At 28.9% G+C, this 23,705-nt stretch carries 25 protein-coding genes and 1 pseudogene; 5 read left to right on the top strand and 21 right to left on the bottom strand.

Annotated elements, in window-relative coordinates; translation table 11 throughout:
• The 12 genes from G594_RS0117555 to G594_RS0117500 form a co-directional block, all read right to left on the bottom strand.
• A partial coding sequence (locus tag G594_RS0117555) for a transketolase (protein ID WP_027099746.1) occupies nt 1–520 on the bottom strand: 520 nt, incomplete at its 3' end.
• Between the two features lie 17 nt (nt 521–537).
• Entirely contained in the window at nt 538–2,037 is a 1,500-nt protein-coding gene (glpK, locus tag G594_RS0117550; protein ID WP_027099745.1) for a glycerol kinase GlpK, read from the bottom strand.
• 14 nt (nt 2,038–2,051) lie between these two features.
• The gene (locus G594_RS0117545) at nt 2,052–2,990 is read right to left on the bottom strand and encodes a transketolase family protein (RefSeq protein ID WP_034867065.1); all 939 of its coding nucleotides are present in this window, start codon (nt 2,988–2,990) and stop codon (nt 2,052–2,054) included.
• Nucleotides 2,991–3,002: 12 nt separating this feature from the next.
• Complete coding sequence (locus G594_RS0117540; RefSeq protein WP_027099743.1) at nt 3,003–3,821, bottom strand: transketolase; 819 nt, start codon at nt 3,819–3,821, stop codon at nt 3,003–3,005.
• Between the two features lie 155 nt (nt 3,822–3,976).
• A complete protein-coding gene (locus G594_RS0117535) occupies nt 3,977–4,981 on the bottom strand; it encodes a LacI family DNA-binding transcriptional regulator (RefSeq protein ID WP_027099742.1) in 1,005 nt (334 codons plus the stop codon).
• Between the two features lie 143 nt (nt 4,982–5,124).
• Complete coding sequence (locus tag G594_RS0117530) at nt 5,125–6,402, bottom strand: glycoside hydrolase family 140 protein (RefSeq protein ID WP_027099741.1); 1,278 nt, start codon at nt 6,400–6,402, stop codon at nt 5,125–5,127.
• A 3-nt stretch (nt 6,403–6,405) separates the two neighbouring features.
• The gene (locus G594_RS0117525) at nt 6,406–7,821 is read right to left on the bottom strand and encodes an L-fucose/L-arabinose isomerase family protein (protein WP_027099740.1); all 1,416 of its coding nucleotides are present in this window, start codon (nt 7,819–7,821) and stop codon (nt 6,406–6,408) included.
• A gap of 86 nt (nt 7,822–7,907) precedes the next feature.
• Nucleotides 7,908–9,200, bottom strand: coding sequence for a PTS sugar transporter subunit IIC (locus tag G594_RS0117520; RefSeq protein WP_027099739.1), 1,293 nt, complete (start codon nt 9,198–9,200; stop codon nt 7,908–7,910).
• A gap of 326 nt (nt 9,201–9,526) precedes the next feature.
• Nucleotides 9,527–10,381 (bottom strand): alpha/beta hydrolase, encoded by an 855-nt coding sequence (locus G594_RS0117515; RefSeq protein ID WP_027099738.1) that lies wholly within the window; start codon nt 10,379–10,381, stop codon nt 9,527–9,529.
• A gap of 107 nt (nt 10,382–10,488) precedes the next feature.
• Nucleotides 10,489–11,217: a MurR/RpiR family transcriptional regulator gene (locus G594_RS0117510; RefSeq protein ID WP_027099737.1), complete on the bottom strand. Its 729-nt coding sequence runs from the start codon at nt 11,215–11,217 to the stop codon at nt 10,489–10,491.
• An 85-nt stretch (nt 11,218–11,302) separates the two neighbouring features.
• Nucleotides 11,303–12,781 carry a glycoside hydrolase family 1 protein gene (locus G594_RS0117505; protein ID WP_027099736.1) on the bottom strand — a complete coding sequence of 493 codons (1,479 nt, stop codon included), beginning with the start codon at nt 12,779–12,781 and terminating at the stop codon, nt 11,303–11,305.
• 81 nt (nt 12,782–12,862) lie between these two features.
• Nucleotides 12,863–13,474 carry a hypothetical protein gene (locus G594_RS0117500; protein WP_027099735.1) on the bottom strand — a complete coding sequence of 204 codons (612 nt, stop codon included), beginning with the start codon at nt 13,472–13,474 and terminating at the stop codon, nt 12,863–12,865.
• Nucleotides 13,475–13,659: 185 nt separating this feature from the next.
• Between G594_RS0117500 and G594_RS19355 the strand changes: the two genes are divergently transcribed.
• On the top strand, nt 13,660–14,532 hold the full coding sequence (locus G594_RS19355; protein ID WP_051196079.1) for a diacylglycerol/lipid kinase family protein: 873 nt from the start codon (nt 13,660–13,662) through the stop codon (nt 14,530–14,532).
• A 249-nt stretch (nt 14,533–14,781) separates the two neighbouring features.
• Here G594_RS19355 and G594_RS20235 read toward each other — a convergent pair whose 3' ends face one another.
• The 6 genes from G594_RS20235 to G594_RS0117465 all read right to left on the bottom strand — a co-directional run bounded on the left by G594_RS20235 (nt 14,782) and on the right by G594_RS0117465 (nt 18,851).
• Nucleotides 14,782–14,922, bottom strand: coding sequence for a hypothetical protein (locus G594_RS20235; RefSeq protein WP_155849331.1), 141 nt, complete (start codon nt 14,920–14,922; stop codon nt 14,782–14,784).
• A 215-nt stretch (nt 14,923–15,137) separates the two neighbouring features.
• Nucleotides 15,138–15,455, bottom strand: coding sequence for a hypothetical protein (locus tag G594_RS0117485; RefSeq protein WP_027099734.1), 318 nt, complete (start codon nt 15,453–15,455; stop codon nt 15,138–15,140).
• An 89-nt stretch (nt 15,456–15,544) separates the two neighbouring features.
• Nucleotides 15,545–16,231, bottom strand: coding sequence for an ABC transporter permease (locus tag G594_RS0117480; protein ID WP_027099733.1), 687 nt, complete (start codon nt 16,229–16,231; stop codon nt 15,545–15,547).
• Nucleotides 16,232–17,140 (bottom strand): ABC transporter ATP-binding protein, encoded by a 909-nt coding sequence (locus G594_RS0117475; protein WP_027099732.1) that lies wholly within the window; start codon nt 17,138–17,140, stop codon nt 16,232–16,234.
• A gap of 80 nt (nt 17,141–17,220) precedes the next feature.
• Nucleotides 17,221–18,156, bottom strand: coding sequence for a sensor histidine kinase (locus G594_RS0117470; RefSeq protein WP_027099731.1), 936 nt, complete (start codon nt 18,154–18,156; stop codon nt 17,221–17,223).
• Nucleotides 18,156–18,851, bottom strand: coding sequence for a response regulator transcription factor (locus G594_RS0117465; RefSeq protein WP_027099730.1), 696 nt, complete (start codon nt 18,849–18,851; stop codon nt 18,156–18,158). The genes G594_RS0117470 and G594_RS0117465 overlap by 1 nt, the downstream gene beginning before the upstream one ends.
• Before the next feature lie 491 nt (nt 18,852–19,342).
• On the opposite strand from G594_RS0117465, the gene G594_RS0117460 reads away from it, so the two are divergent.
• Nucleotides 19,343–20,227, top strand: a complete 885-nt coding sequence (locus G594_RS0117460) for an NAD-dependent epimerase/dehydratase family protein (protein WP_027099729.1) — start codon at nt 19,343–19,345, stop codon at nt 20,225–20,227.
• A gap of 73 nt (nt 20,228–20,300) precedes the next feature.
• A pseudogene (locus tag G594_RS20770) lies at nt 20,301–20,414 on the top strand (IS30 family transposase); the annotation flags it as partial.
• Nucleotides 20,415–20,699: 285 nt separating this feature from the next.
• Here the strand turns inward: G594_RS20770 and G594_RS0117455 are convergent.
• Nucleotides 20,700–21,074 (bottom strand): hypothetical protein, encoded by a 375-nt coding sequence (locus G594_RS0117455; protein ID WP_027099728.1) that lies wholly within the window; start codon nt 21,072–21,074, stop codon nt 20,700–20,702.
• Between the two features lie 297 nt (nt 21,075–21,371).
• Here G594_RS0117455 and G594_RS0117450 point away from each other — a divergent pair, with 297 nt between their 5' ends.
• A complete protein-coding gene (locus G594_RS0117450) occupies nt 21,372–22,151 on the top strand; it encodes a histidinol-phosphatase (protein ID WP_027099727.1) in 780 nt (259 codons plus the stop codon).
• A 135-nt stretch (nt 22,152–22,286) separates the two neighbouring features.
• Here G594_RS0117450 and G594_RS0117445 read toward each other — a convergent pair whose 3' ends face one another.
• Entirely contained in the window at nt 22,287–22,682 is a 396-nt protein-coding gene (locus G594_RS0117445) for a HEPN domain-containing protein (RefSeq protein WP_027099726.1), read from the bottom strand.
• A gap of 2 nt (nt 22,683–22,684) precedes the next feature.
• The gene (locus G594_RS0117440; RefSeq protein WP_027099725.1) at nt 22,685–23,041 is read right to left on the bottom strand and encodes a nucleotidyltransferase family protein; all 357 of its coding nucleotides are present in this window, start codon (nt 23,039–23,041) and stop codon (nt 22,685–22,687) included.
• A gap of 155 nt (nt 23,042–23,196) precedes the next feature.
• On the opposite strand from G594_RS0117440, the gene G594_RS0117435 reads away from it, so the two are divergent.
• Complete coding sequence (locus tag G594_RS0117435; RefSeq protein WP_141668618.1) at nt 23,197–23,646, top strand: hypothetical protein; 450 nt, start codon at nt 23,197–23,199, stop codon at nt 23,644–23,646.
• Nucleotides 23,647–23,705: the final 59 nt, after the last annotated feature.

The following is a 23,705-nucleotide window of genomic DNA, read 5'->3' as shown; positions in this document are numbered from 1 at the left end:
ATATAGTTAAATTGTCTAAGTTATAATGAGCTGCACACATACTAGCTTCCCACACTTGACCTTCTTCTAATTCTCCATCTCCAAGTAATGCATATACTCTATAGTCTTTTTTATCTACTTTACCTGCTAAAGCCATTCCTACTGCTGCTGAAATACCTTGACCTAATGAACCAGTTGACATATCTATTCCTGGTAGATCATTCATGTTAGGATGCCCTTGTAGATCTGAACCAATCTTTCTTAATGTCATTAATTCTTTAGGATCAAAGAATCCTCTTCTTGCTAATGCACTATATAGTACTGGAGCTGCATGACCTTTTGATAAAACAAATCTATCTCTATTTTCATCCTTCGGATTTTCAGGATTAATATTTAGTTCATTAAAAAATAGTGTAGTAACTATATCTGCTGCTGAAAGTGAACCACCTGGATGACCTGATGCTGATTCTGTTAACATTTCTACTATGTCTTTTCTAATTTGCTTAGAAATTTGGATTAATTCCTCTTTGTTTTTTTTCATGATACACCTCTATTTGTTTAATTACTTTTGTACATAAATAACACACTTTCAACTGCGTTATCCCAACCTTTACATAACTCTTTTCTATTTGCTTCATCTATTTTAGAAAGGAATTCATCTTCCCCTCTATCTAAATTCTTTATTTCATCTATAGACTCCCAAAAGCCTGTTCCTAATCCACCTAAGTAAACTGCCCCCATAGCTGATAGTTCTTCAACTGAAGATCTTATAACCTTTATATCTAATAAATCGCATAAAAATTGCATTAAAAACTTATTAGTTGTAGCGCCACCATCACCCTTTAACTCTTTTATTTCAATCTGGCTTTCTTTGCTCATTTCTCTTACTACAGCATTAATTTGATAAGCTATACTTTCTAATGCAGCCCTCATTATATGTCTCTTATCTGAACTTCTTGATAATCCTACAATTGAAGCTTTTGCATTATGACTCCAGTATGGGTATCCCAAACCAAAAAAGGCTGGTACTAGGTATACTCCTTCATTGCTATCTAAAGATTCTATCCCCTCTTGAAATTCACTAAAATTAGAAAACATGTTTAAATTATCCTTAAGCCAATTTAAAGTATCTCCATTACTATGAATTATTCCCTCTAAAGCATAGTTTGCTCCATCCTTTGTCTTCCATCCTAAAGCTGAAACCAATCCATTTTCAGATTTCATTAACTTACTTCCAGTATTCATAAGAACAGAACATCCTGTTCCAAAGGTTGCCTTAACCATTCCTTTTTCAAAGGCTCTTTGTCCAAATAATGCCCCTTGAGAATCTCCTATAACACCACATATAGGAATTTCTACATCAACTACACCCTCAATATTTGTATATCCAAAAATATCGTCACAATTTTTAAGCTTAGGCAACATTTCCTGGGTAATGTTAAATATTTTCATAAGTTCTTTATCCCAAGATAAGCTATTTATATTTAATAACATTGTCCTACTTGCGTTAGTGTAATCTGACACATGAGCTTTTCCATAAGTAAGCTTCCATATTAACCAGCTTTCAATTGTTCCAAGTAATAGTTCTCCTTTTTCAACCTTCTCTTTTGCACCTTCAACATTATCAAGAATCCATTTAACTTTTGTTGCTGAAAAATAAGGATCTAATACAAGTCCTGTTTTTTCCTTTATCTTCTCTTCTAACCCTAAATCTTTTATCTCCTCACAAATCTTAGTAGTTCTTCTACACTGCCATACTATAGCATTATGAACTGGTTTCCCAGTTACTTTGTCCCATACAACTACCGTTTCTCTTTGATTGGTAATAGATAGGGAAGATATCTCTTCCCCCTTTAAACTGTTTTTCTCTATTAACTCCTTTAGTAAAGAAATTACATTTTCATATATCTCAATAGGATTATGTTCAACATAATCTCTCTTAGGATATATTTGATTATGTTTTTTACTACATTTATAAAGAATTTTTCCTTCCTTATTTACTAAAAGAGCTTTAGAACCTGCTGTACTTTGATCTATTGCAATAATATACTTCTTCATAGTCTTATACCCGTCTAGTTTTTTCCAATTAATTCTTTAGCTAACTTTACTAAATTTTCTTTACTTAAGCCATAGTAATTAAATATTTCTTTACTTGTTCCTGTAATTGCTGCTTCGTCCTTAATGCCAACAATTTTCATTGGAACTGGTGCATTTTGTACAACTACTTCTGATACAGCAGCTCCAAGTCCACCATAAATGCTATGTTCTTCCACAGTAATAATGTGCCCTGTTTCCTTAGCTGCTTTTATAATAGCTTCTTTATCAAGAGGCTTAATAGTATTCATATTTAACACTCTACATTTAATTCCTAATTCTTTAAGTTCATCTGATGCTTCAATTGCTGGTTTTACTGTTTCTCCTGTTGCAATAATTGTTATATCTTTTCCTTCTCTCATAACATTAGCTTTACCAATTTGAAAGTCAAAATCAGTTGATTCATAAACATCATCTACAGGATTTCTTCCTATTCTTATATAAGCTGGTTTATCATATTTAACTAATTCTCTTACAAGTTTTTCTGTTTCAAACCTATCTGCTGGTAAAAATATATCCATATTAGGAATAGCTCTCATTACAGCAATATCTTGAAGTGAATGATGGGACATTCCTAATGCACCATAGCTTACTCCTCCACTTATTCCTATTAACTTTACATTAGTATTTGAATATGCAACATCTACCTTAACTTGTTCTATACTTCTCATTGTTAAGAAACAAGCAGGTGATGCTGCAAAGCACTTCTTTCCTGTAGTTGCAAGTCCTGCTGCTATTCCAACTAGGTTTTGTTCTGCTATTCCAACTTCAACAAATTGCTTAGGATATTCATTTGCAAAGTTTGTCATTGATGCAGAACCTCTAGAGTCACTTGTTAAAACATATATATCTTTATCATCCTTTGCTAGTTCCATTAATGTATCACAAATTACTTGACGATTAGCTATCTTATTCATTATTAATCCCTCCTATAAACTATTAAGTTCTTTCATTGCAATCTTATATTCTTCTTCAGTAGGTACTCCATGATGCCACTTTGCAACATTTTCCATGTATGATACACCTTTTCCCTTTACTGTATTAGCTATTATCATAGTAGGCTTGTCCTTTTGAATTGAATCTTTTGAAAATGCTTTTAATAATGCTTCTATATCATGACCATTTAAAACAATTACATTCCAACCAAAACTTCTCCATTTATCTTCAAGAGAATTTAAAGCCATAACATCTTCTGTACTTCCTGATATTTGAAGTCCATTTCTATCTATAATTGCAGTTAAGTTATCTAGCTTATAGTGAGCTGCTGCCATAGCTGCTTCCCATACAGAACCTTCTGCTAGTTCTCCATCTCCTAATAATGTAAACACTCTATAATCTTTTTCATCTCTTTTGGCACCAAGTGCCATTCCTACAGATGCTGAAAGTCCATGACCTAATGCCCCTGTATTAATTTCAACTCCTGCATTTTTGTTATTTGGATGTCCAATTAAAGTTGAACCAAACTTACTATAACTCTCCAATTTCTCTTTTGAAAAATATCCTTTATCAGCAAGAACACAATATAATAACTCTGCTGCATGACCTTTGCTCATTATAAATCTATCTCTATCTTCATTTTTAGGATCTTTTGGATTAACATTCATAACTGAATAATAAAGTGTAGTTACTATATCTGCACTAGAAAGTGAACCTCCTACATGTCCAGCTTTTGCGCTGTAAACTAAATTAACTACATCTTTTCTAATTTCTCTAGCTTTTTCATTTAACTCTAATACTAAATTATTCATTACTTTCCCTCCCATATTTTATCCTTTACCCTTATTATAAATATTTAGTACATATTTTTCAATAAATTTAGTAAATATTTTAGTATTTTTAAATAAATTTTTAGTTCAGGCAAACAAAAAAGAGCTGACTTTATTAAATCAGCTCTTAAAACCTTTTATATAACACTTTTTCTTTCAACAATATCAGTAGATATTTGTACTTTTAGTTTTCCTTCATCCTCTTCTTCTATCTTTTCTATTAGTCTATTAATAGAAACCTTGCCTAATCTTTCAACATCTACTCTTACAGTAGTCATTGGAGGATTTATCATATCACTAAATGGAATATCATCAAATCCAACTATGGACACATCTTCAGGAATTTTAATTCCTTTTTCATTCATAGCTTTTATTGCACCTAATGCAATAATATCATTAAATGCAAACAATGCTTTTGGAAGTTTTATATTTTCATTTGATAATATCTCTTTAAAATCTCTATAGGCTCCATCTGTAGTTGGTTCTACCTTATACATATTCTCTTCATGAACCTCTAGGTTATGCTCTTTCATTGACTGAAAGAATCCTTCTTTACGACACTTAAAGTTGCTAATATCTACAGTACTACCTATATAACCAATATCCTTAATACCTCTATCAATTATATATTTAGTAGCTAAATATGCTCCTCTATCGTTATTAATAAGAACAAAATCACAATCCTTAGCTTTAAAATAAGTATCTACAACTACCATTGGAATATTTAGATTTTCAAACTCACTAAAATCTTCTTCTTCCATCTCAGTTCCTAAAAGCAATATTCCATCTACTCTCTTTTGAGTAAATATTTTTTGTATATCTTCCTTAGTATCTTTTCCAGCTTCAACTTGAGTAATTAAAAGTTCATACCCACTATTTCTGCAAGTTCTTTCACAAGATTCAATTAACTTTGAAAAGAATGGAGTATCTGATAATATATATCCATGTTTTTTGAATTTTATCATTCTAATTATTTTATCTTCACTCTTTTTTTGAGTTTTGAAGTATCCTAATTCTTCTGCTATCTTCAGTATTCTCTCCTTCGTTTCTTTCCCTACTCCTTTTCTGTTATTAAGGGCATTAGAAACTGTTCCAGGAGATACTTGTGCTAATTTTGCAATATCTTGCATTATTGTCTTCATCTTTTTCTCCTTACCTTCTTATGCTAATTTCTTTTTATTCACTATTATAAGTATATCCTATTTTTAAATAAAAACAAACATATTTACTAAATATTTATCACTTTCATGTATTTTTTTAGAGAAATAAAGAGATTTAACAAATGTTAAATCTCTTTTTCTAATATTATTAATCCATCCTGTTCAAAATTATGCATGTGAATAGTTGTTTTTCCATCTACAACTTCATAGTTAGGTATACAAATATTCTTATCTTCTAAATCCATAATTTTAATGTTATAATCCGATAAGTCTAAATCAACTTTAACAGTTGTATTAACTGGAACATAGATAAATATTTTATCTTTTTCTAATGTACCAGCCATTCTAATATCTTTAACTTCGTTTAATATTTTATCCATAGGAACAAGCTCTCCTATATTATACATTTCAAAAATATACTTTATATAGCCATAATCCCAAGCTCCTGGATACTTAACTGCATCGTTCCAAGGATTAGGGGCATCAAAACCTTCACCTATTCCAAGTCCAAAATTTTTATTTATTTTATGCCAGCTATAAATACCATGAGCTCCATAAGTCACCCCTGCTGATGCACCAGAAAGTATGCTCATCCAAGCTGCTCTTCTAACATCGTATCTATAAAATCTTCCGTACATTCTTCTACTAAATCCCATTTGTTCATAACATGGTTCAGAATTTAGTAAAGGCTTTGCTGGATACTTTTTGTATAGAGTTTCTGCTAATAAATATGGCATAGCTAAGTTTTGCGCATTATGACCAGATTGGTACATATAAAAATCTATTTTATCAATAAACTCTTCTGGAATTTCATCTAACCTTCCTTTTATATGAAGTGTTTGCAACAAGTTTGGTGCAAGCTCTCTTAATAAATTTGATGCCTTCATATAATACTTTTTAGTATCCTCTGTATCAAAATCAGTATCTCCACTAATTACATACATAGGTTCTAAATCTGAGAAAGTACCATGTACCACTTCTACATATTTATCAATAAAATCATATGGCATTATATTTGAACTATTCATATTGCTTGCCCATGTTCCAGGGACATAATTGCACCATAAAACTACTAATGCTAATTCAAACCCTTTATCTTTAGCCATTTTGCACATAGTTTTTGCACGTTCAAAATATTCCATATTAAAATCAGTAAATTCAAAAGTCTTTTTATCCTTTGTAGGAAGAGGATAGTAATTAAGATCTGTACCACTAGCATCCCACTGTGGCATAATATTTATTTGTAAAACGTTAAACCCTTGCATCTTTCTTAGGTTTAAATAATATTCCCACTCTTCAATTGTTATATTTGTAAATGCACTCCAACATGTATCTGCTAAATAAAAAAACTTCTTTCCATCCTTTATAAAGGTTCTTTGGTTGTCACTTACCTTTACAGCCATATTTTATTCACCTCTTAATTGCTCTTTTACTTTTTCTTCTATATTATCATAAAAATCAGGAGTTAAATATCCTAGATACTTACATGCTTCGTATATTTGAGGAAGTATATCTGCATGAATTCCCACACAATGATGGACATATGGACCACAAACCAACTTTTCTTCTAATCTCTTTAAGTTTTCCACTTCAATCCATACATAAGTTCCTTGATTAAATGGTCCTTCTATACCTTTAGCATGTCCCATTAATAATGAATATTCTCCATTATCACCATCAAATCTAATTATAGACATATCTCCACCAATAAGCTCTCCATGTAATGCTCCTGGATGAGAGTGATTAAATGCAAATGGTGCTCCAAAGCTTGGTTTTCCCTTCATTAACGAAACAGGCCATGGGCCACAATGTTGTAAAAGTTCTCCATTTGGATTTGTTGGATGAGGAACTGTCCAATCTGCAAAGAAAGGTTTAACTTTTCCCATAGTAGCTGCTTGAGCTATTACCGATGTAATAGCACCATGAATATCTGTTTCACAAGCTACAGGAATTCCCTCATCACTTAATAGTGAGTTTGCAACGCAAGGGAATATTCCTAATGCATCTTGCATTGAGTTCCAGCATTGAATTGCAACAGCTTTACATCCATACTTGTTAGCAAAGTTTTTCATAGCTATTTTTAAAGCAGCTGTTTTTCTTACTCCATCCTCACTTACATTAATTATCATTTTTTCTTTCATATAATTAACTACATCTTGTAATTCTTGTCCATTTTCTTCTACTAATCTGTTCATTTCTTTTTGAACATCCACCATAGTTACAGGATGAACCTTAATATTAAACTTTTCTAACAACTCTCCCTCATTAACCATCATTGTCCAGAATCCAGCTGGTCTAGTTGAAATTTGTAATACTGTTAAGTTTCTAATTTCCTTTACAATATTACTAGTTGCAATAAATCTATTAATTCCATCTTCAAATTGCTTATCTTCTACATCACACATTGTTAAATAAGAAAACTTAACTCTAAATCTTCTTAATATCTTTCCTGTTGCAAAAAGACCACATTGAGAATCTCTAAGTCTTGCTCCATTTTCTAAAGGGCTTTCATCCTTAGGTCCCCATAAAAGAACTGGAAGATTAAAGTTTTTAGCTACCTTCGCTACTAAATCTTCTGTTCCAAAGTTACAATGTGGAAAAAATAAAGCATCAACCTTTTCACTTGTTAGTTTATCAACTATAGGTTGAACATGACTTTCATCAAATAATAACCCCTCTTCATTTATATCTTTAATATCTACAATATCAATATTCATAGATTTTAATTTATCTAATATAATATCATTGTATTTTATAGCATCTTCTCTACTAAAAATATTTCTTCTTGTTCCTACAACACCTAATCTAATTTTATACTCCATAAATTACCTCTCCTCTATAATTAATAAGAGTTTTCAGCTAAAGACAGCCTCAAACTCTTATTTTCTATTATTTTATATTTTGAACACTATTGCACTAATGTTTCTTCAGATGAAACTTCTTCACTCTTTAAAGCTTGTTTATCTAATACTTTGAAGAATGGGAAATAAACTAACATACCTATAGCTATTAAGACAACTTGAAGAACTGCTACTTTCCAACCACCTGCAAGTACACCATTTACTAATATAGGCATACCAAAAGGAACTTGAACTCCATTTAATCTTGGCACTATATTAGCTGCAATCGCTAAGTAAGCTACTAAAGTTTGAATTAATGGAACAGTTATAAATGGTATTGCCATAATTGGATTTAATATTAAAGGCAACCCAAATACTATAGGCTCATTAATTGTAAAACATCCAGGACCAACAGTTAATTTAGCAATCGCCTTATGTTGTTTAGCTTTTGCAAATATAAGCATTACAAATATAAGAGATAAAGTACCACCAGCACCACCAATACCTGCAAATAATCCATAGAAAGTTTTACCCATTATATTAGGTAAATCAGAATTTGCAACTCCTGCCATAACAGCTTCCATATTCATTGTATCCATTGGTAAGTATAAAGCACTTATAAAACTTCCTACAACTAAAGAACCATGTAGACCAAATATCCAAAGCACCATTTGAATTAATATAATAAATAATAATGACCATATTGATCCAGATAGGTTTTGTAGTGGTGCTGCGATTATCCCATATACAAAATCCGCAAAAGAACCATACTTAGTTAAAGAGAATCCAAAAGCAACAAATACAAATAAGAACCCTACTATAATTGCTGGGAATAACCCCGCAAAAGTATTTGACACTACAGGTGGTACACTTTCTGGCATTTTAATTATTATTTTCTTATCAAGGAACAAGCAATATAATCTACCTGCAATTAAAGCTACTATCATAGCTCCAAATAATCCCTTAGCACCAAGCCAACCAATATCTAAATAGCTACCAGTTTCAAAGTTAGCTAATGGAGTAATAATTAAGAAGCAGAATGCCGATATACATCCAGCACCTATAGCTTTTTGTCCTAAATTTTCAGCTAAACAGTAAGCCACAGTAAAAGATGCATATAAGGCAATAAGACTAGTTGTTAGTGTTGAAGCCGCCATTAAATAAGTTCTTATACCTGTATCAGTTAAAAATTGTTTCCATGCATCGATAGGCAATACAGCTAACAATAAAGCGATTGATCCAATCATTAATAAAGGCATCAACATCATTAACCCATTTGATATTGCAGAAAGATAGTTGTTAGTTTTTACCTTTTCAGCAAATAGCATAACCTTGTCCATAATTTGTTCTTTGTCTTTCATCTTAACCCCTCCAAATTTATAAATGAGTTCTTCTAATTATTTAATTGATCAATTATTACAATACTAATTATAAATGGTATTTCTAAATTTGTAAACCTTTTTATAAATAAATATTTACTAAATTTAAACTAAATTTTATTAAATTTATGCTTTTTTCTTCTATTATTCTCTTTTAACTAGAAAAAAACTACATTTTAGTACTAATATAAGCTTTCTTATCAACTTAATATTTAGTAAATATTGTATAAACTCCCCTTATATGTATTTATATATAAAAAAGAGTGCTATTCCCTTATGTAATAACACTCTTTTTCTATAAATATTTATTAATCTATATAATCTGAAAGCCACTCCATACACAAATCAAACCAACGTATTACATGATTATTAAAATGACTGTCCTTTCTAGCTGTTGTTCTATCACACAAAGCAAGTCCATGCTCACCCTTTTCAAAAATATGAAGCTCAAAAGGAACATTGTTTTCTCTTAAAGCTAATGAATACTTAATTATTCCAGATACATCAACCAACACATCTTCAAATGTATGCCACATAAAAGTTGGTGGTACATCTTTGCTTACTTTGTTTACTAGATTAAATTTATTTAAATCCTCTTCAGTTGGGTTGTCAACTCCAAAAAATCTTTCATTTTGGCTATATTTTAAGTCAAATATTTTGCTACCAAATCCCTTCTCTCCTGGTTCTGTAGGATTCGCTTCAATTGCTGTATAACATAAAATAGATGCACATAACCTTAAATCTTCTAGGGTAACACCCGCTTTATCTGCAAGTTCTTGATTTACCGTATTTACACTTAAATTTGCAGCTAAATGCCCACCTGCAGAGAAACCACATACTATAACTTTTTCAGTATCTACAAGCCACTTATCTGCATTTTCCTTTACTATCTTCATACATTTTGCAAGCTCTATTAAAGCATGTTCTGGTGTATTTTTATTTACATCTCCAGTAGTATACCAAAGTACAACACTATGCAATCCAACACTATTAAACTTTAATGCTATTGGCTCTGCTTCTCTGTCACTTGTAAATGCATATCCTCCACCAGGACAAACAACCACTAATGGTCTTTTCTTACCAACATTATATTCTTGTGAGTTATGAAGAATATATGTGTCTAAATAGGCTGTTTCATTAATTTTAATTCTCTCATTATTCATTTTATACTCCTCCTTATTTTCACTAGATATTTAGTAAAATATTTTTATCATCAAAAAAAGTTTAGCACAAATATGCTAAACTTTAGACGTTAAATTTTGACCTGTATTTATTTATAGTTGGCACATAATGTATTTAATATATATAACAAAGAATACATTCCTTCCCCATATAATGAATTATCCCCACATAAAAGTATTAAATCAAAATACTTAGTAAATTCATTTTTCTCATTTTCTGTAATAAGAATAGTTTTTCCCTTCATTTCAGATACCATGTTCTGATTATCTTCAATTGTAAAATAATTTCCCTTAAAAGAAATAAAAATTGCTAAATCTTTATTGGTTAACTTCAAAACTTCTTCATCTACAGAACTTATAGGTAATACTTCAACGTATTTTCCCTTCATCATCATTCTACATTGAAATTCTAATGTTATAGCTAGGTTGTTTTCAAACCCAAAAATAATAACTCTTTTGGCATCCTTTATTAACTTAATTGATCTTTCTATAATATCATTAGATAAATTATTTCTTGTAACCATTAGTCCATTTATTATCTTTTCATAATAGCCTTCCTGACTAAAGTCCTCATATTTATAAACTTCACTAGGCATTTCTAGAATTGCCTTTACATTTGTGAAATTCTTCAACCCAATTTCTCTAAAAAATCTTGTTGCAGTTGATGGTGAACAAGCACATAATTCCGAAAACCTCTCTAAATTCATATCCTTTACTTTATCTATATTATTAATAAGTTTCTTTGCAATAATGATATTAGTATCATTATCTGAGTGTTCCCTAATATATTGAAATAAAACCATTAAAATATATTCCATAAAAAATAATCCTCCAATAAATTCTTTTGACATTATATCATCTAAACATCAAAAAAACAATTGAAGGACTATTGTAGAGTATATTCTAATCTAAATCTGTTCCATTAGATGCAATTACTTTCTTATACCAGTTAAAGGACTTCTTTTCCTTTCTGCTATAATTACCAGTACCATCATCATATTTATCAACATAAATAAAACCATAACGCTTTGCCATTTCTCCAGTTGATGCACTAACTAAATCTATACATCCCCATGGTGTGTATCCCATTAAATCAACTCCATCAACGTTTATAGCATCATCCATAGCCTTTATATGCTTTCTTAAATAATCTATTCTATAATCATCGTTTATACTACCATCTTCCTCAACCTTATCAAATGCACCAAGTCCATTTTCTACTATAAATAATGGAATTTGATATCTATCATATAGATAATTTAAAGCAACTCTCATTCCTGTTGGATCTATTGCCCATCCCCAATCAGACTCTTCTAAGTAAGGGTTCTTAATACCACCCATTAAGTTACCAGATGATTTTTTAGTTCCATCCTCTGGGTTAGCTGATACAGTTAAGGACATATAATAACTAAAGGCTAAGTAATCAACCTTTCCTTCCCTTAATATTTCCTTATCTCCATCTTCCATTTTTATATTTATACCTTCTCTTTCAAACTCTTTTAGCTTATAAGAAGGATAATATCCCCTACATTGAACATCTGTGTAGAAATAGTTACTACTTGATTTTTGCCAAGCTAGAAAAACATCATCTGGATTACAACTGTATGGATAATTTAACATATATGCAAGCATACAGCCTATTTTAAATTCATGATTAATTTTATGTCCAAGAATTACAGCTTTTGCACTTGCAACAAATTGATGGTGAGCAGCTTGCATAGTAGTTTGCTTATCTCTAGCAATAACACCACCTGCCATATAACTTCCAAGTTCTATACAGTTTATTTCATTAAATGTCATCCAATACTTAACCTTATTTTTATATCTATTAAAAATAGTTTCACAGTATCTTACATAACAATCTATAGTTCTTCTATCTGCCCATGAATTCCACTTCTTAGTTAATCCAAGAGGTGTTTCATAGTGAGATATTGTTACTATAGGTTCTATTCCACATTTTAACAATTCATCAAAAACATTATCATAGAATTTTAATCCCTCTTCATTTGGTGTTTCTTCATATCCAAGTGGGAATATTCTTGACCATGCTATTGATAATCTAAAACATTTAAATCCCATCTTTGCAAATAAAGCTATATCTTCTTTATAATTACTATAGAAGTCTATTCCATCATGATTTGGATATAATTTATCATCAAGACAACAAAGCTCTGCCCCTTCTGGAATATCTTTTATGTTAAACATAGGCACACCGCCTGTTGTTCCATCTTGTAATTTATAAGTTACTAATCTAGGTGATGTATGTGTTCCATTTGTAATAACATCATCAGTAGATAATCCTTTACCACCTTTGTTCCATCCACCTTCAAATTGGTTTGCTGCTGTAGCTCCCCCCCATAAAAAGTCTTTTGAAAAAGCCATAATATCTCCTCCTTTTATTTTATATTTTTAGTCTATCACTAAAAGTTAGAGATTTTACCGTCAAAAAATGACGTGTACTTTTTATATTGGAGAATCACAGTATTCACATCTTCCTACACTACCCTTAACTATATTTCTAGCACCACAACACTTACAAACAACAACATTAGGTTTATAGTACTCATTATTAGGTTTTTGTGATGGAATTACTAATTCATTTTCCCTTTCATCAATATAAGCTCCTTGAAAATATCCTGAACTTATCATATCATCTATATCTTCCCTTACTTCTCTAACAGTTAAGTTTGCTATTTCAGCAATTCTTACTAAATTACATTCTCCTCCATTTATTACTATAGCAATATACTTTCTATATTTTTCTGCTTTTACTGAAAGTTTTTTTGACGTCATAAATAGAACTACTCCAGCTACTAAAAAGAATAGCGCTAAAACTATATCAGATAAATCCCACCCTCTATCAACAAAGGATACAATCCCACAAAAAATCATAAAGAAACATACGTATGAAGCAATTCTTACTCCTTTTCCAGTAGTTAAAATTGTCTTTCTATTTATCTGTGTACGTTTATAAATCAAGTAAATACCAACCGGCCAAAATAGTATAATTGCTATAATTATTACTGGCCATGTATATATTGGATTTATTCTATCACTATTATTAAATGTACTCATTCTATTATCCCCCTTCTATATCCCATAATATTACATTTTATACTTAAATTATATATTCTTATAAAAGTCCAGTCAATGTATTCATCTACCACTTATACTCTTCATTTTTATCATTATTGTATATATACTACATAACCAATAATGATATACTTAATATATACAGCTTTTTAAATAAGGGGGACTTTATGACACATGTATTTATTGTAAATCCATTTGCTGGTGGAGGAAAAAGTTTAAAAATACTTAATAAAATAAAAGAAGTATGCAATAAAGAAAATATAGACTACATTGTAAGGTTTACCAAAGCTCCTAATGATGCCACAAAAATAGCAAGAGAATATGAAAACTTAGGAGGTATAATCTATAGTGTTGGTGGAGATGGTACTATGAATGAAGTATTAAATGGTATTGTTGGCTCTAAGAATCTTTTTGGGATTCTTCCAGCTGGTAGCGGAAATGATTTTCATAGAGTACTTATGGCTATGGATGAGATTTCTCCAACTATTGATATAGGAAAAATTAATGATAGATATTTTATAAATATAGCTTGTATTGGAATTGATGCTGATGTTGCTAACAATGTAAGCATAATGAAAAAGACTAAAATTCCAGCATCTCAAATTTATAACATAAGTATTCTTTATACTTTCTTTAAGTATAAATATAAGGACCTTGAGTTTAACTTAAATAACTCTCAAATAAAGGACAAGTTCACCTTGCTAGCCATATGTAATGGAAAATATTATGGTGGAGGTTACAAGATTGCACCAAATGCAGAACTTAGTGATGGTCTTTTTGATATTTACTTTGCTAAAAAAATATCAAAATTAAGAATTCCTAGCCTTTTCTTAAAACTAATTAAAGGTAGCCATGAAAAATCACCAATTATACATAAAGGAAAAAGTGATTCATTAATAATAAAAACTGATGAAGATATTGTATGTAATGTTGATGGTGAACAATTAATAGCTAGAAATTTTAATGTTCAGATTATACAAAATGCAATAACACTTTACAATAATAAGGAACTTACAGAACAATTTTTATCAGTAAATTAATAAAAAAGGTGTGGCGGATATTTATTTCCCTTGTTCCGTCGCAAGCTCCAAGTCACATGGAAACAAATATTCCCCCCACACGTACTAAAGGTAAGGAAATTATAAAATTACTATCCTTTTTTATATTTTTTAATATGAAAATGTAATAATACCTTTGATTTATAGCTAATTGAAATTTTATACTTTCCTAGACAGTAAAAAAGAGAAATTGCTTTGCAATTTCTCTATCTTTATACCTTATTACCCTAATTAATATCCTAAAGTATCCTCATATTCCTTTAATATAGTAGCTTGGTCCTTTACCCCGTCATCTACTACTCCTTGACTTTGTACACCTTCGTTTACTTCACCATTTAATACTTGTTCATTTAACTTTTCATCTTTCTTCATATTATGTCCCTCCCATATTTATGATAACGTTTTCTCTTGCCCTCGATTTAATTTTATCATCATTTTAAAAACCTAGCAACAAGAGATTTTTTTCTTAATCATTTATTAATAGGATTAACTAATAAAGAATAAATTATTATTACTTCTCTAAATAAAAAAATACTAGCCACATAAGTTTGGAATAAAGACGATAATTAAATATACTTTGATAACTCTTAAGGTGTTATTTTTTCAAAAGTATTAGAATCAACCTTATATTTAGAGTAAAGTGCAGCATTATCCATAGGACCTATAATTTTATCATTACATATAACCCAATAGTTTGTTTTAGTACCATCTCTAGGTGTTTGTTTTAAATAGATATTATATCCACTTATTTTATATGAATTAATATATTCAGAAATAACTACCTCTGAAGTTTCCTTTGTAATTACTTTATATTCTTTTGTAGAGGTATTAGTTAATATATAATGAGAATTTAGTGTAATTGACTTGTCAAAGTTAGCTACACACTTCAGTGTAAGAGATGCCATATATTTAACAGCTAAAAATCCTAATATAAAAATAAAGCTTATTATGAAAAATAAATATTTTTCTATTAAAGTGTTTCATATTTTTCCTCCTACACATCTACCTCATTAAGATTTTTAGCTACATATATATAAGATAAAATTCCTATGATAAATATAATAATTGGAAAAACAGTATTTAAAGTGCTTGTTGTTCCAAGCCTATCAGCATAACTCTTTCCAGATACTAAAAGTATAACTAATACTGTTAATAACGTGGACTTGCTCTTATAGGATATAAATGTAGCTAAAAGCACAAAGCCTATAGCTGATATTATTCCCATAAGATAAATAATTGGCCTGCTTACAATATAGTTGTATCCTAAGCCTACATAAAAACTAAATACTTTATTACTTACTAAGAATAAAATTAGTTGCAATCCTAAGGTAAATATTATACTTAAAACAACAAAGGCTATAACAGTACAAACCTTAGCTAATAATATTCTTCCTCTAGCCTGAGGATATAAAAATAGTGTTTTTACTGTGCCATCATAAAATTCATCACCTACTAAGTTACCCACTAGTATTGCACCATAAACAGAAAATATAACTACTGTTACCTGTACAATTTGTTCTATATGATAGTAGATCACATTTTCTTGGGAAACATCTTTAAAACCAACTAATATAGCAGTAATTGTTGATGCAATAAATATAGCAATATTGGCTAAAATCACTCCAAAAATATCACTCTTTATTTTGTTCTTCTTAAATTCTATCTTCATTAAATTAAACATTTAAATCCCCCTTACCTTTTTTATGAAATATTCCTCTAGGGAGATTTGAACCATATTAAAGGATAATACCTCTACATCACTTTTTACCAAAGTGCTTAATATCTTTTTTCTTTCCTCTAAAGCTTCATAAACTCTAATAGTACCCTTATTTATAAGTTTCATATTTATTATATTTAATTCTTTTTCCAAAATAGCTAAAGCCTTTGAATAATCCTCAACTTCAATTTCAATATAAACTGAACACTTTTCCTTTACTTCTTCTAGTAATCCATCTTCAACTATTTCTCCATTCTTTAAAAACATTACCTTATTCACTAGTGTTTCAAGTTCATTAATAGCATGACTTGATATTATTATTGTAGTATTAAACTCTCTGTTAAGTTTTAATAAAATCTCTCTTAGTTCAACTATTGCAATAGTATCTAGTCCGTTAGTTGGCTCATCTAAGATTAAAAGCTCTGGTTCTGTTATAAGTGCATAAGCAATAGCTAGTCTTTGCTTTTCTCCAAAGGATAATTCTTTAATTTTCCTATCCTTCTTATTATGAAGACCTACCCTTTTCAATACACTTTCTAACTTTTCCTCATCATAAAACCCTAAGTATTCACAATGTACCTTAAAGTTTTCATAAAGAGTTAACTTTTTATAAAATACAGGCTCATCTATTAAAGCTCCAATATTTCTTAAATAATCATAACTATCTTTCTTAATCTCTTTTCCTAGTACTTGTATATTTCCACTTGTTGGCTTTAACAAATTAACTATAAGCTTTAAAAGAGTGGTTTTACCTGCTCCATTTTCACCAATTAAACCATAGATATCTCCTGCTTCTATATTAAAAGAAACACCTTTTAATACAGTTTTATTTTTAAATTCCTTTGTAACATTATTAAAAGAAACCCTATCCACAAAACTTCCTCCTTCCTATGGCTTAATTCTAAAATTAACTTTTAACTATTTTATCTCTTATTTCTTACATAGTTCTTAAGTTAAACAGTGAAGTTCTTAAGAGCAACCCTAAATACAGTTTCCTTCCCCTGTTCACTTTCCACTTCTATAGCCCCCTCCATATTTTCAACTAGCTTTTTACTTATAGCAAGGCCTAGTCCACTTCCTGAAGCTTCTTTATTTCTTGATGACTCTCCTATATAGCTTCTTTCAAACACTTTCTTCTGCTCTTCCTTTGAAATACCTCTACCTCTATCAATTACTTCTATAAATGTATTTTCCTCATCCTTAATTATGTTGAAACCTAAATACTTACCACTTCCCCCATACTTGTATGCATTGTTGATAAGATTATTAATTACTCTCTCAACCCCTTCCTTATTTCCTAAAACATAAGCTGATTCCTCTGGCATATTAATATTAACCTGAAATTCTTCATTGGATAAAATATCATAATAAGATAATATAATTTCCCTGGAAATCTCTCTTAAATCAATTTTTTCAAGGTCTATTTTCTTATCTCCACTTTCAAGTTTTGCAAGGGTAAAAAATTTATTTACTAATTCTAGTACCTCCTTAGAACGAGTATTTATCTTATTTAAAATCTCATTTCTTTCAACTTCTGAAATAGTAGAATCCTTAATTAAAATTTCTATATACCCCATAATTACTGTTAAAGGAGTCTTTAAATCATGAGATACATTAGAAAGCATATTATTTATAGTAGTTTCCTTATTTATTCTTAAGGTCTTTTCCCTCCTATTAAAGTTGATTAAATCATTTATACCAACTAATAACCTTCTTAGCTCTAATTTATCAGTAGGAAGCAATAAAGTTTTACACATCTCATCTTCATTAAACTTATTAAGCTCATCTGAAATAAACTTAATGTCCTTTGTTATTCTTCTTAACCTATATTTATCATAAATAATTACAGATAGGAGAATTATTATTACTACCCACAAAACTAATTTCATTACTCTTTCCTCTCATACTTATACCCTATTCCCCATAGAGTTTTTATATATTTAGGTTTTGATGGATCTCTCTCTACCTTTTCCCTTAATCTTCTTATATGAACATTTATTATATTGTCATCTCCCATAAACTCATCTTCCCATACTTGTCTATAAATCTGTTCCTTGGTAAAAACTATATTAGGATTAGTTAAAAAAAGCTTAAATATTTCAAACTCCTTATTTGTTAACTTTAAATCCTCATCTCCTCTTTTTACTGAATAATTATTTATATCTATTATTAAATTATCTACTTTGATTACTTTATTTTGCTTAACTTCTTCATTAGAATACTCAGTAGCTCTTCTTATTGCAGCCTTAACCCTTGCAGATAACTCAACCATTGAAAAAGGTTTGGCTACATAATCATCAGCACCAAATCCTAGTCCTAAAGCCTTATCTATTTCTCCATCCTTTGCTGATAAAATAATTGCTGGCACATTACTCTTTTCTCTTATTCTTTTTATAAGCTCAATACCATCCATCTTTGGCATCATTATATCTAAGATAACTAAGGAATAATCCTTCTGCCTAAATTGAAATAGCCCCTCTTCACCATTAAAAGCAGTATCAACTATATACCCTTCCTTAGTTAAATAATTCTTAACCATTAAAGAAATCTCTTTTTCATCTTCAACTAACAAAATTCTCTTCATAAAAACCACCCCTCCTTTATATATTTTACCAAAAAGTGTAGCAACTTCATATTTAAAGTCAAATTAAGAAAAGAAATAGGAGGAGTTTAAATAAAAATATATATAATGTATATTTAAGTCATAGAACATCTATTTTTAATCTTAAGTGATATAAAAGGCATAAAAGAGTGCCAGTTATAGCAGTAAGGGAAAACAAAGATGATTGATATGATCTTGTTGCTAGATTAATTGGAGAAGCCAAACAAAAATTATCTCTCTTTACTATTTCATCAATCTTCTTTAAATCATCTGTTATAGTGTATCTTAATATTCTATTAAAAATAGATAAGAAGGCAATATACTAGTTAAGATATAAGAGATTAATATACTGTAGCATAGGTTATTAACATGTTATGGCATATTTTTATATGTAAAATCTAACTAATTATAGATAAATATTCAACTATAGTTTTATAATGTTATAAGAGATGTGTTAAAAAGGAGATGTAGAAATGAATATTTTAATTTTAGGTGGCACTAGACTTTTTGGGAAAGTATTAGTTAGAAATTTAATTGAGCGTGGACATAATGTAACTATAGCTACAAGAGGTTTAACTCAAGATAGTTATGGAGATTTGGTAACTAGGATAATTATAGATAGAGAAAATAAAAAAAGTATTGAAAAAGCTTTAGAAGGAAAGTATTTTGATATTATATATGATAATTTATGTTATTCTCCTAATTCAGCAAGAGACTTATGTGATGTAATTGAGGATAAAACAGATAGATACATAATAATATCAAGTTCAGCTGTCTATAAATTTAATAAAAATATAAAAGAGGAAGAATTTAATCCATATATTTATAAAGTTATTTATGGAGATAGAAATGATTTTTCTTATGCAGAGGGAAAAAGACTATCAGAGGCAGTAGTATTTCAAAATTATAATATTAAAACTGTAGCTGTTAGGTTTCCAGTAGTACTTTCTAAAGATGATTATACAAAAAGACTTTATTCATATGTAGAAAATAATATATTAAACAAAAGTACAAATATTAATAATATTGATTCGAATTTAAGTTTTATTAGTGATAAAGAAGCAGGTGATTTCTTAGCTTGGTTAAGTAATGTTGATTATGTGGGTCCAATAAATGCTGCAAGTTATGGATCTATAACCATTAAAGAAATTATAGAATATATTGAAAAATCTACAGGTAAAAAAATGATAATAAGTAGTGATGGAATAAATGGAAAGTATAATGGAATCTTTGATTCTAATTTGGACATATCTAGAGTAGAAAGTCTAGGTTTTAAATTTAATAATATTAAAGAATATATATTCAATCTGCTTGAATACTATACAGATATATGTATTACAAAATTCTTTCAGTCATAAGAAAACCCAAATCTGATTTATATAAATTTTATCTTGACTAATTGAAAAATAAAACTGAACTAATAAAAAATCCATAGTAAATTATCCATGTTATGATATTGCTTTTGTAGAAGATTGGATGAAAACTCTTCCAAGAAGAATACTGAAATATAAAACTCCAGAAGAGTTATTTTTCACTAATATTTAGAACGATTTTTATCAACTTCAAGATAAATAATCATTTTATTACAAGTAGGACATACAAAGGCTTGATTTTGAATGATTTTCCATTTAAAATAGCTACCTCTTTTTAGGTATATATAGCTAGCTTTAGAATTAGGATCATCAGATTCCTAAGTATTTGCATAACGATCACCAATTAAGTTTCCAGCTATCATGGTATTAGAGCAATATGGACATTTCATAATATCACCTCCTATACTAAATTATTTTAAATATTAATTTTTGAGAAGTTTTTAAAAGTCATATTTCATTATTTAAAGAGATTTTTATCTTTGTAAAGTAGATATGCAAGAAATAGCCATAAGAATAGCCTTGGTATCAAAGTTGTCAAATCTCCAATAATTAACAAATAAGTACAATCTATTAAAACTAATAGATATATTATAAATACTCCTATTTTATTTTTTCTAAGGATTAAAATAAATGAGGCAAAAGATATTAATGATAGAATAAAATAACAAATAATTTCATTAAAGGTATAAGGAATTTTCTTTAATAGTAATGGATTTATAATTGGCGTTAATAACAAAAGTGACCCAATACCATTAGATATAGTTGCAATGATTAATATTATGCTTAGTAATTTATTAAATTTTAAATTTTGATAGTTAAAGAATTTACTCATAATAAGCCCCCCCATTATTATACATATATATCAGTATTCTCCTATAATTTATTTATTCCTTTATAATATAAAAAAGCAATAAATATATTATTTTCCTTGTATGTAATATTGAATTAATAATTACTAAAAGTGAGTTTGTTAAATTATTAGAAGAAAAGGTAGGAATAACGGCTTTATATACTTATCCAGATAAATTAGCATATAAATAGTAGCTACTCTTATTCCCTATGCTACCCTTTTATTACGTCCTCCTTTGTATTACAATTATAATAGTATAAAACTACTAAGGAGGATTTTATGAAGAACAAAGTTAACTTTCACACACATACATATAGATGTAAACATGCAGTTGGAAATGAAGAAGATTATGTAATTGAAGCTATAAATCAAAACCTTACTACCTTAGGTATGAGTGACCATGGACCATATCCTGATGATAGACTAGGTTTTAGAATGGAATATAAAGAACTTCCTGAATATATTTCTACAGTAGAAAAACTAAAAGAAAAATATAAAGACAAAATCAAATTATATTGTGGTCTAGAAATTGAATACGACCCAAATTCTTATGATTACTATAAATACTTATTAAATGAACTACATCTAGATTACTTAGCTTTAGGTCAACATGTATTTACTCATAAGGGGAATTTTTGCAACTCATTTGAATTAACTAGTACTGATGAATACATATCTTATGCTAATAGCATAGTTGAAGCATTTAGCACAGGATTCTTTAAATTTCTTTGCCATCCTGACTTAATATTTTTAAATGACTTTCCTTGGGATGATAATTGCGAAAAGGCATGTGATATTATAATCCAAGGTGCAAAGAAATATAACATGATCCTTGAGATTAATGGAAATGGTGTAAGACGTGGAATAAATGAATTCTGTGATGGAAAAAGGTATCATTATCCTCATGAAAACTTTTGGAAAAAGGTTAGTAAAAATAATTTAAGAGTAATTATAAATTCTGACTGCCATAATCCTAAAGACTTATGGGATGAAAATATGGATAAAGCCTACGAATTTGCAAATAAGTTAGATTTAAATATAGTATATGATATATTCTAATTAGAATTTATCTCACAAAAATCAATTCAACACCGCATTTTTACTATAACTTCTTAAGTTCTTAACTTTTTAAGAACTTAAGAAGCTATATTTTTTCATATAAAAAAAGCGTCGCAATAGAAAAACAAATTTTCTCTATTGCGTCAGCTCCATTGATTTTCTAATTTCTTTTAATTCATTGAGTAACTCAAAAAATCTTTCTAAATATTCCTCATATTCATTATGATCTAATATTTCATAATCATCTGATGCATATCTACGACTAAAATAAAAATCCTTTAATTCTCTGCAAAGTCCCTTATATTCTTTAAGCTTTGGAAAATCACTCAAATATAAAGTTTCTAATAATTTCACAAGATTATGTTCCCTATTTACCACTCCATACTTTTTAGTAATTATACCTTTTAAGTTTTTTTCTATACATTGTTGACAGTGTACTAACACTCCATCTTCTAACCCCTCTATATTCTTTGTATTATAAATAAATTTTTCATCTATATCTGCAAAATAAAACATATCTCTCTTTACCAATGTTACCATCTCCTTATATCTATTAAATCCTTAGTAATTGCTTGTTCAAATGATGGGCTTAATGATAATTCTAAAAATCTCCTTTTAGTATATAACTTTAAATCCACGTCTCTTTCTATTCCAAGCTCTTCTATCTTATCTTCCAAAAAATGTCTCAACTCTTTTAATTCTCTAATTGATTTATCTTCATCAATTAAAGCTAATATATCTATATCGCTATACTTAGAATACATTCCTTTCGAAATTGATCCAAAAAGATATATATCAGTAACCTTAAGGATTCCTAATATGCATTCTTTTATTTTTATTATTTCATTCTTTAAGCATATATCTAAATTATAATCCACATCAAATCTCATATTATCCTCCACTTATGACTCATAGCTATATTATATTATTTAACCTTATCTATTACAATAATACATATATTGAACTTCTCACCCCTTTCTTTATATTGTAAAATAATACTAATATACATTATTACTTAATCATTTTATTTCTCTATGCTATTGGAATGGTGGTATCATACTTCAGATCAGCCACTCATTATATTAAAAAGCATAAAACAGATCCTATCTATAAAGTTAAACTTAATTCTAATTTAACTACTTATTTCACAGTATCATTAACAATTATCACCTTAATTATTCTGATTAAAACTTCTATAGCTACTATTCTTTTTTTAATAATCATTTTAGATGGTATAAACGAAATTATTGAATACTATGTTAATAAATATCTATATTTCTTTGATAATGGTCTATTTATGCATGGTAAGTTCATTGAGTATTCATCAATAAAAAAAGTTAAAATATTAGATACCAAAAGAAAAACATTATTTAAATTACAAATAGAATTTGATAATACTACCCTATCAGAAAACATTAATCACTTATATAAAGATGAAGTAGCTAATTATCTTTCAAGAAATTTACCTGAGGTATTTAATTGCTTAAATACATGATAAAAAGACTAGAAAATGTTTTATATCCATTTTCTAGTCTTTTTTATTTGTAAATAACA

Source organism: Clostridium paraputrificum AGR2156, from assembly GCF_000424025.1.
GTDB lineage: Bacteria > Bacillota > Clostridia > Clostridiales > Clostridiaceae > Clostridium > Clostridium paraputrificum.
This window is presented reverse-complemented; position numbering and strand designations above follow the sequence as displayed.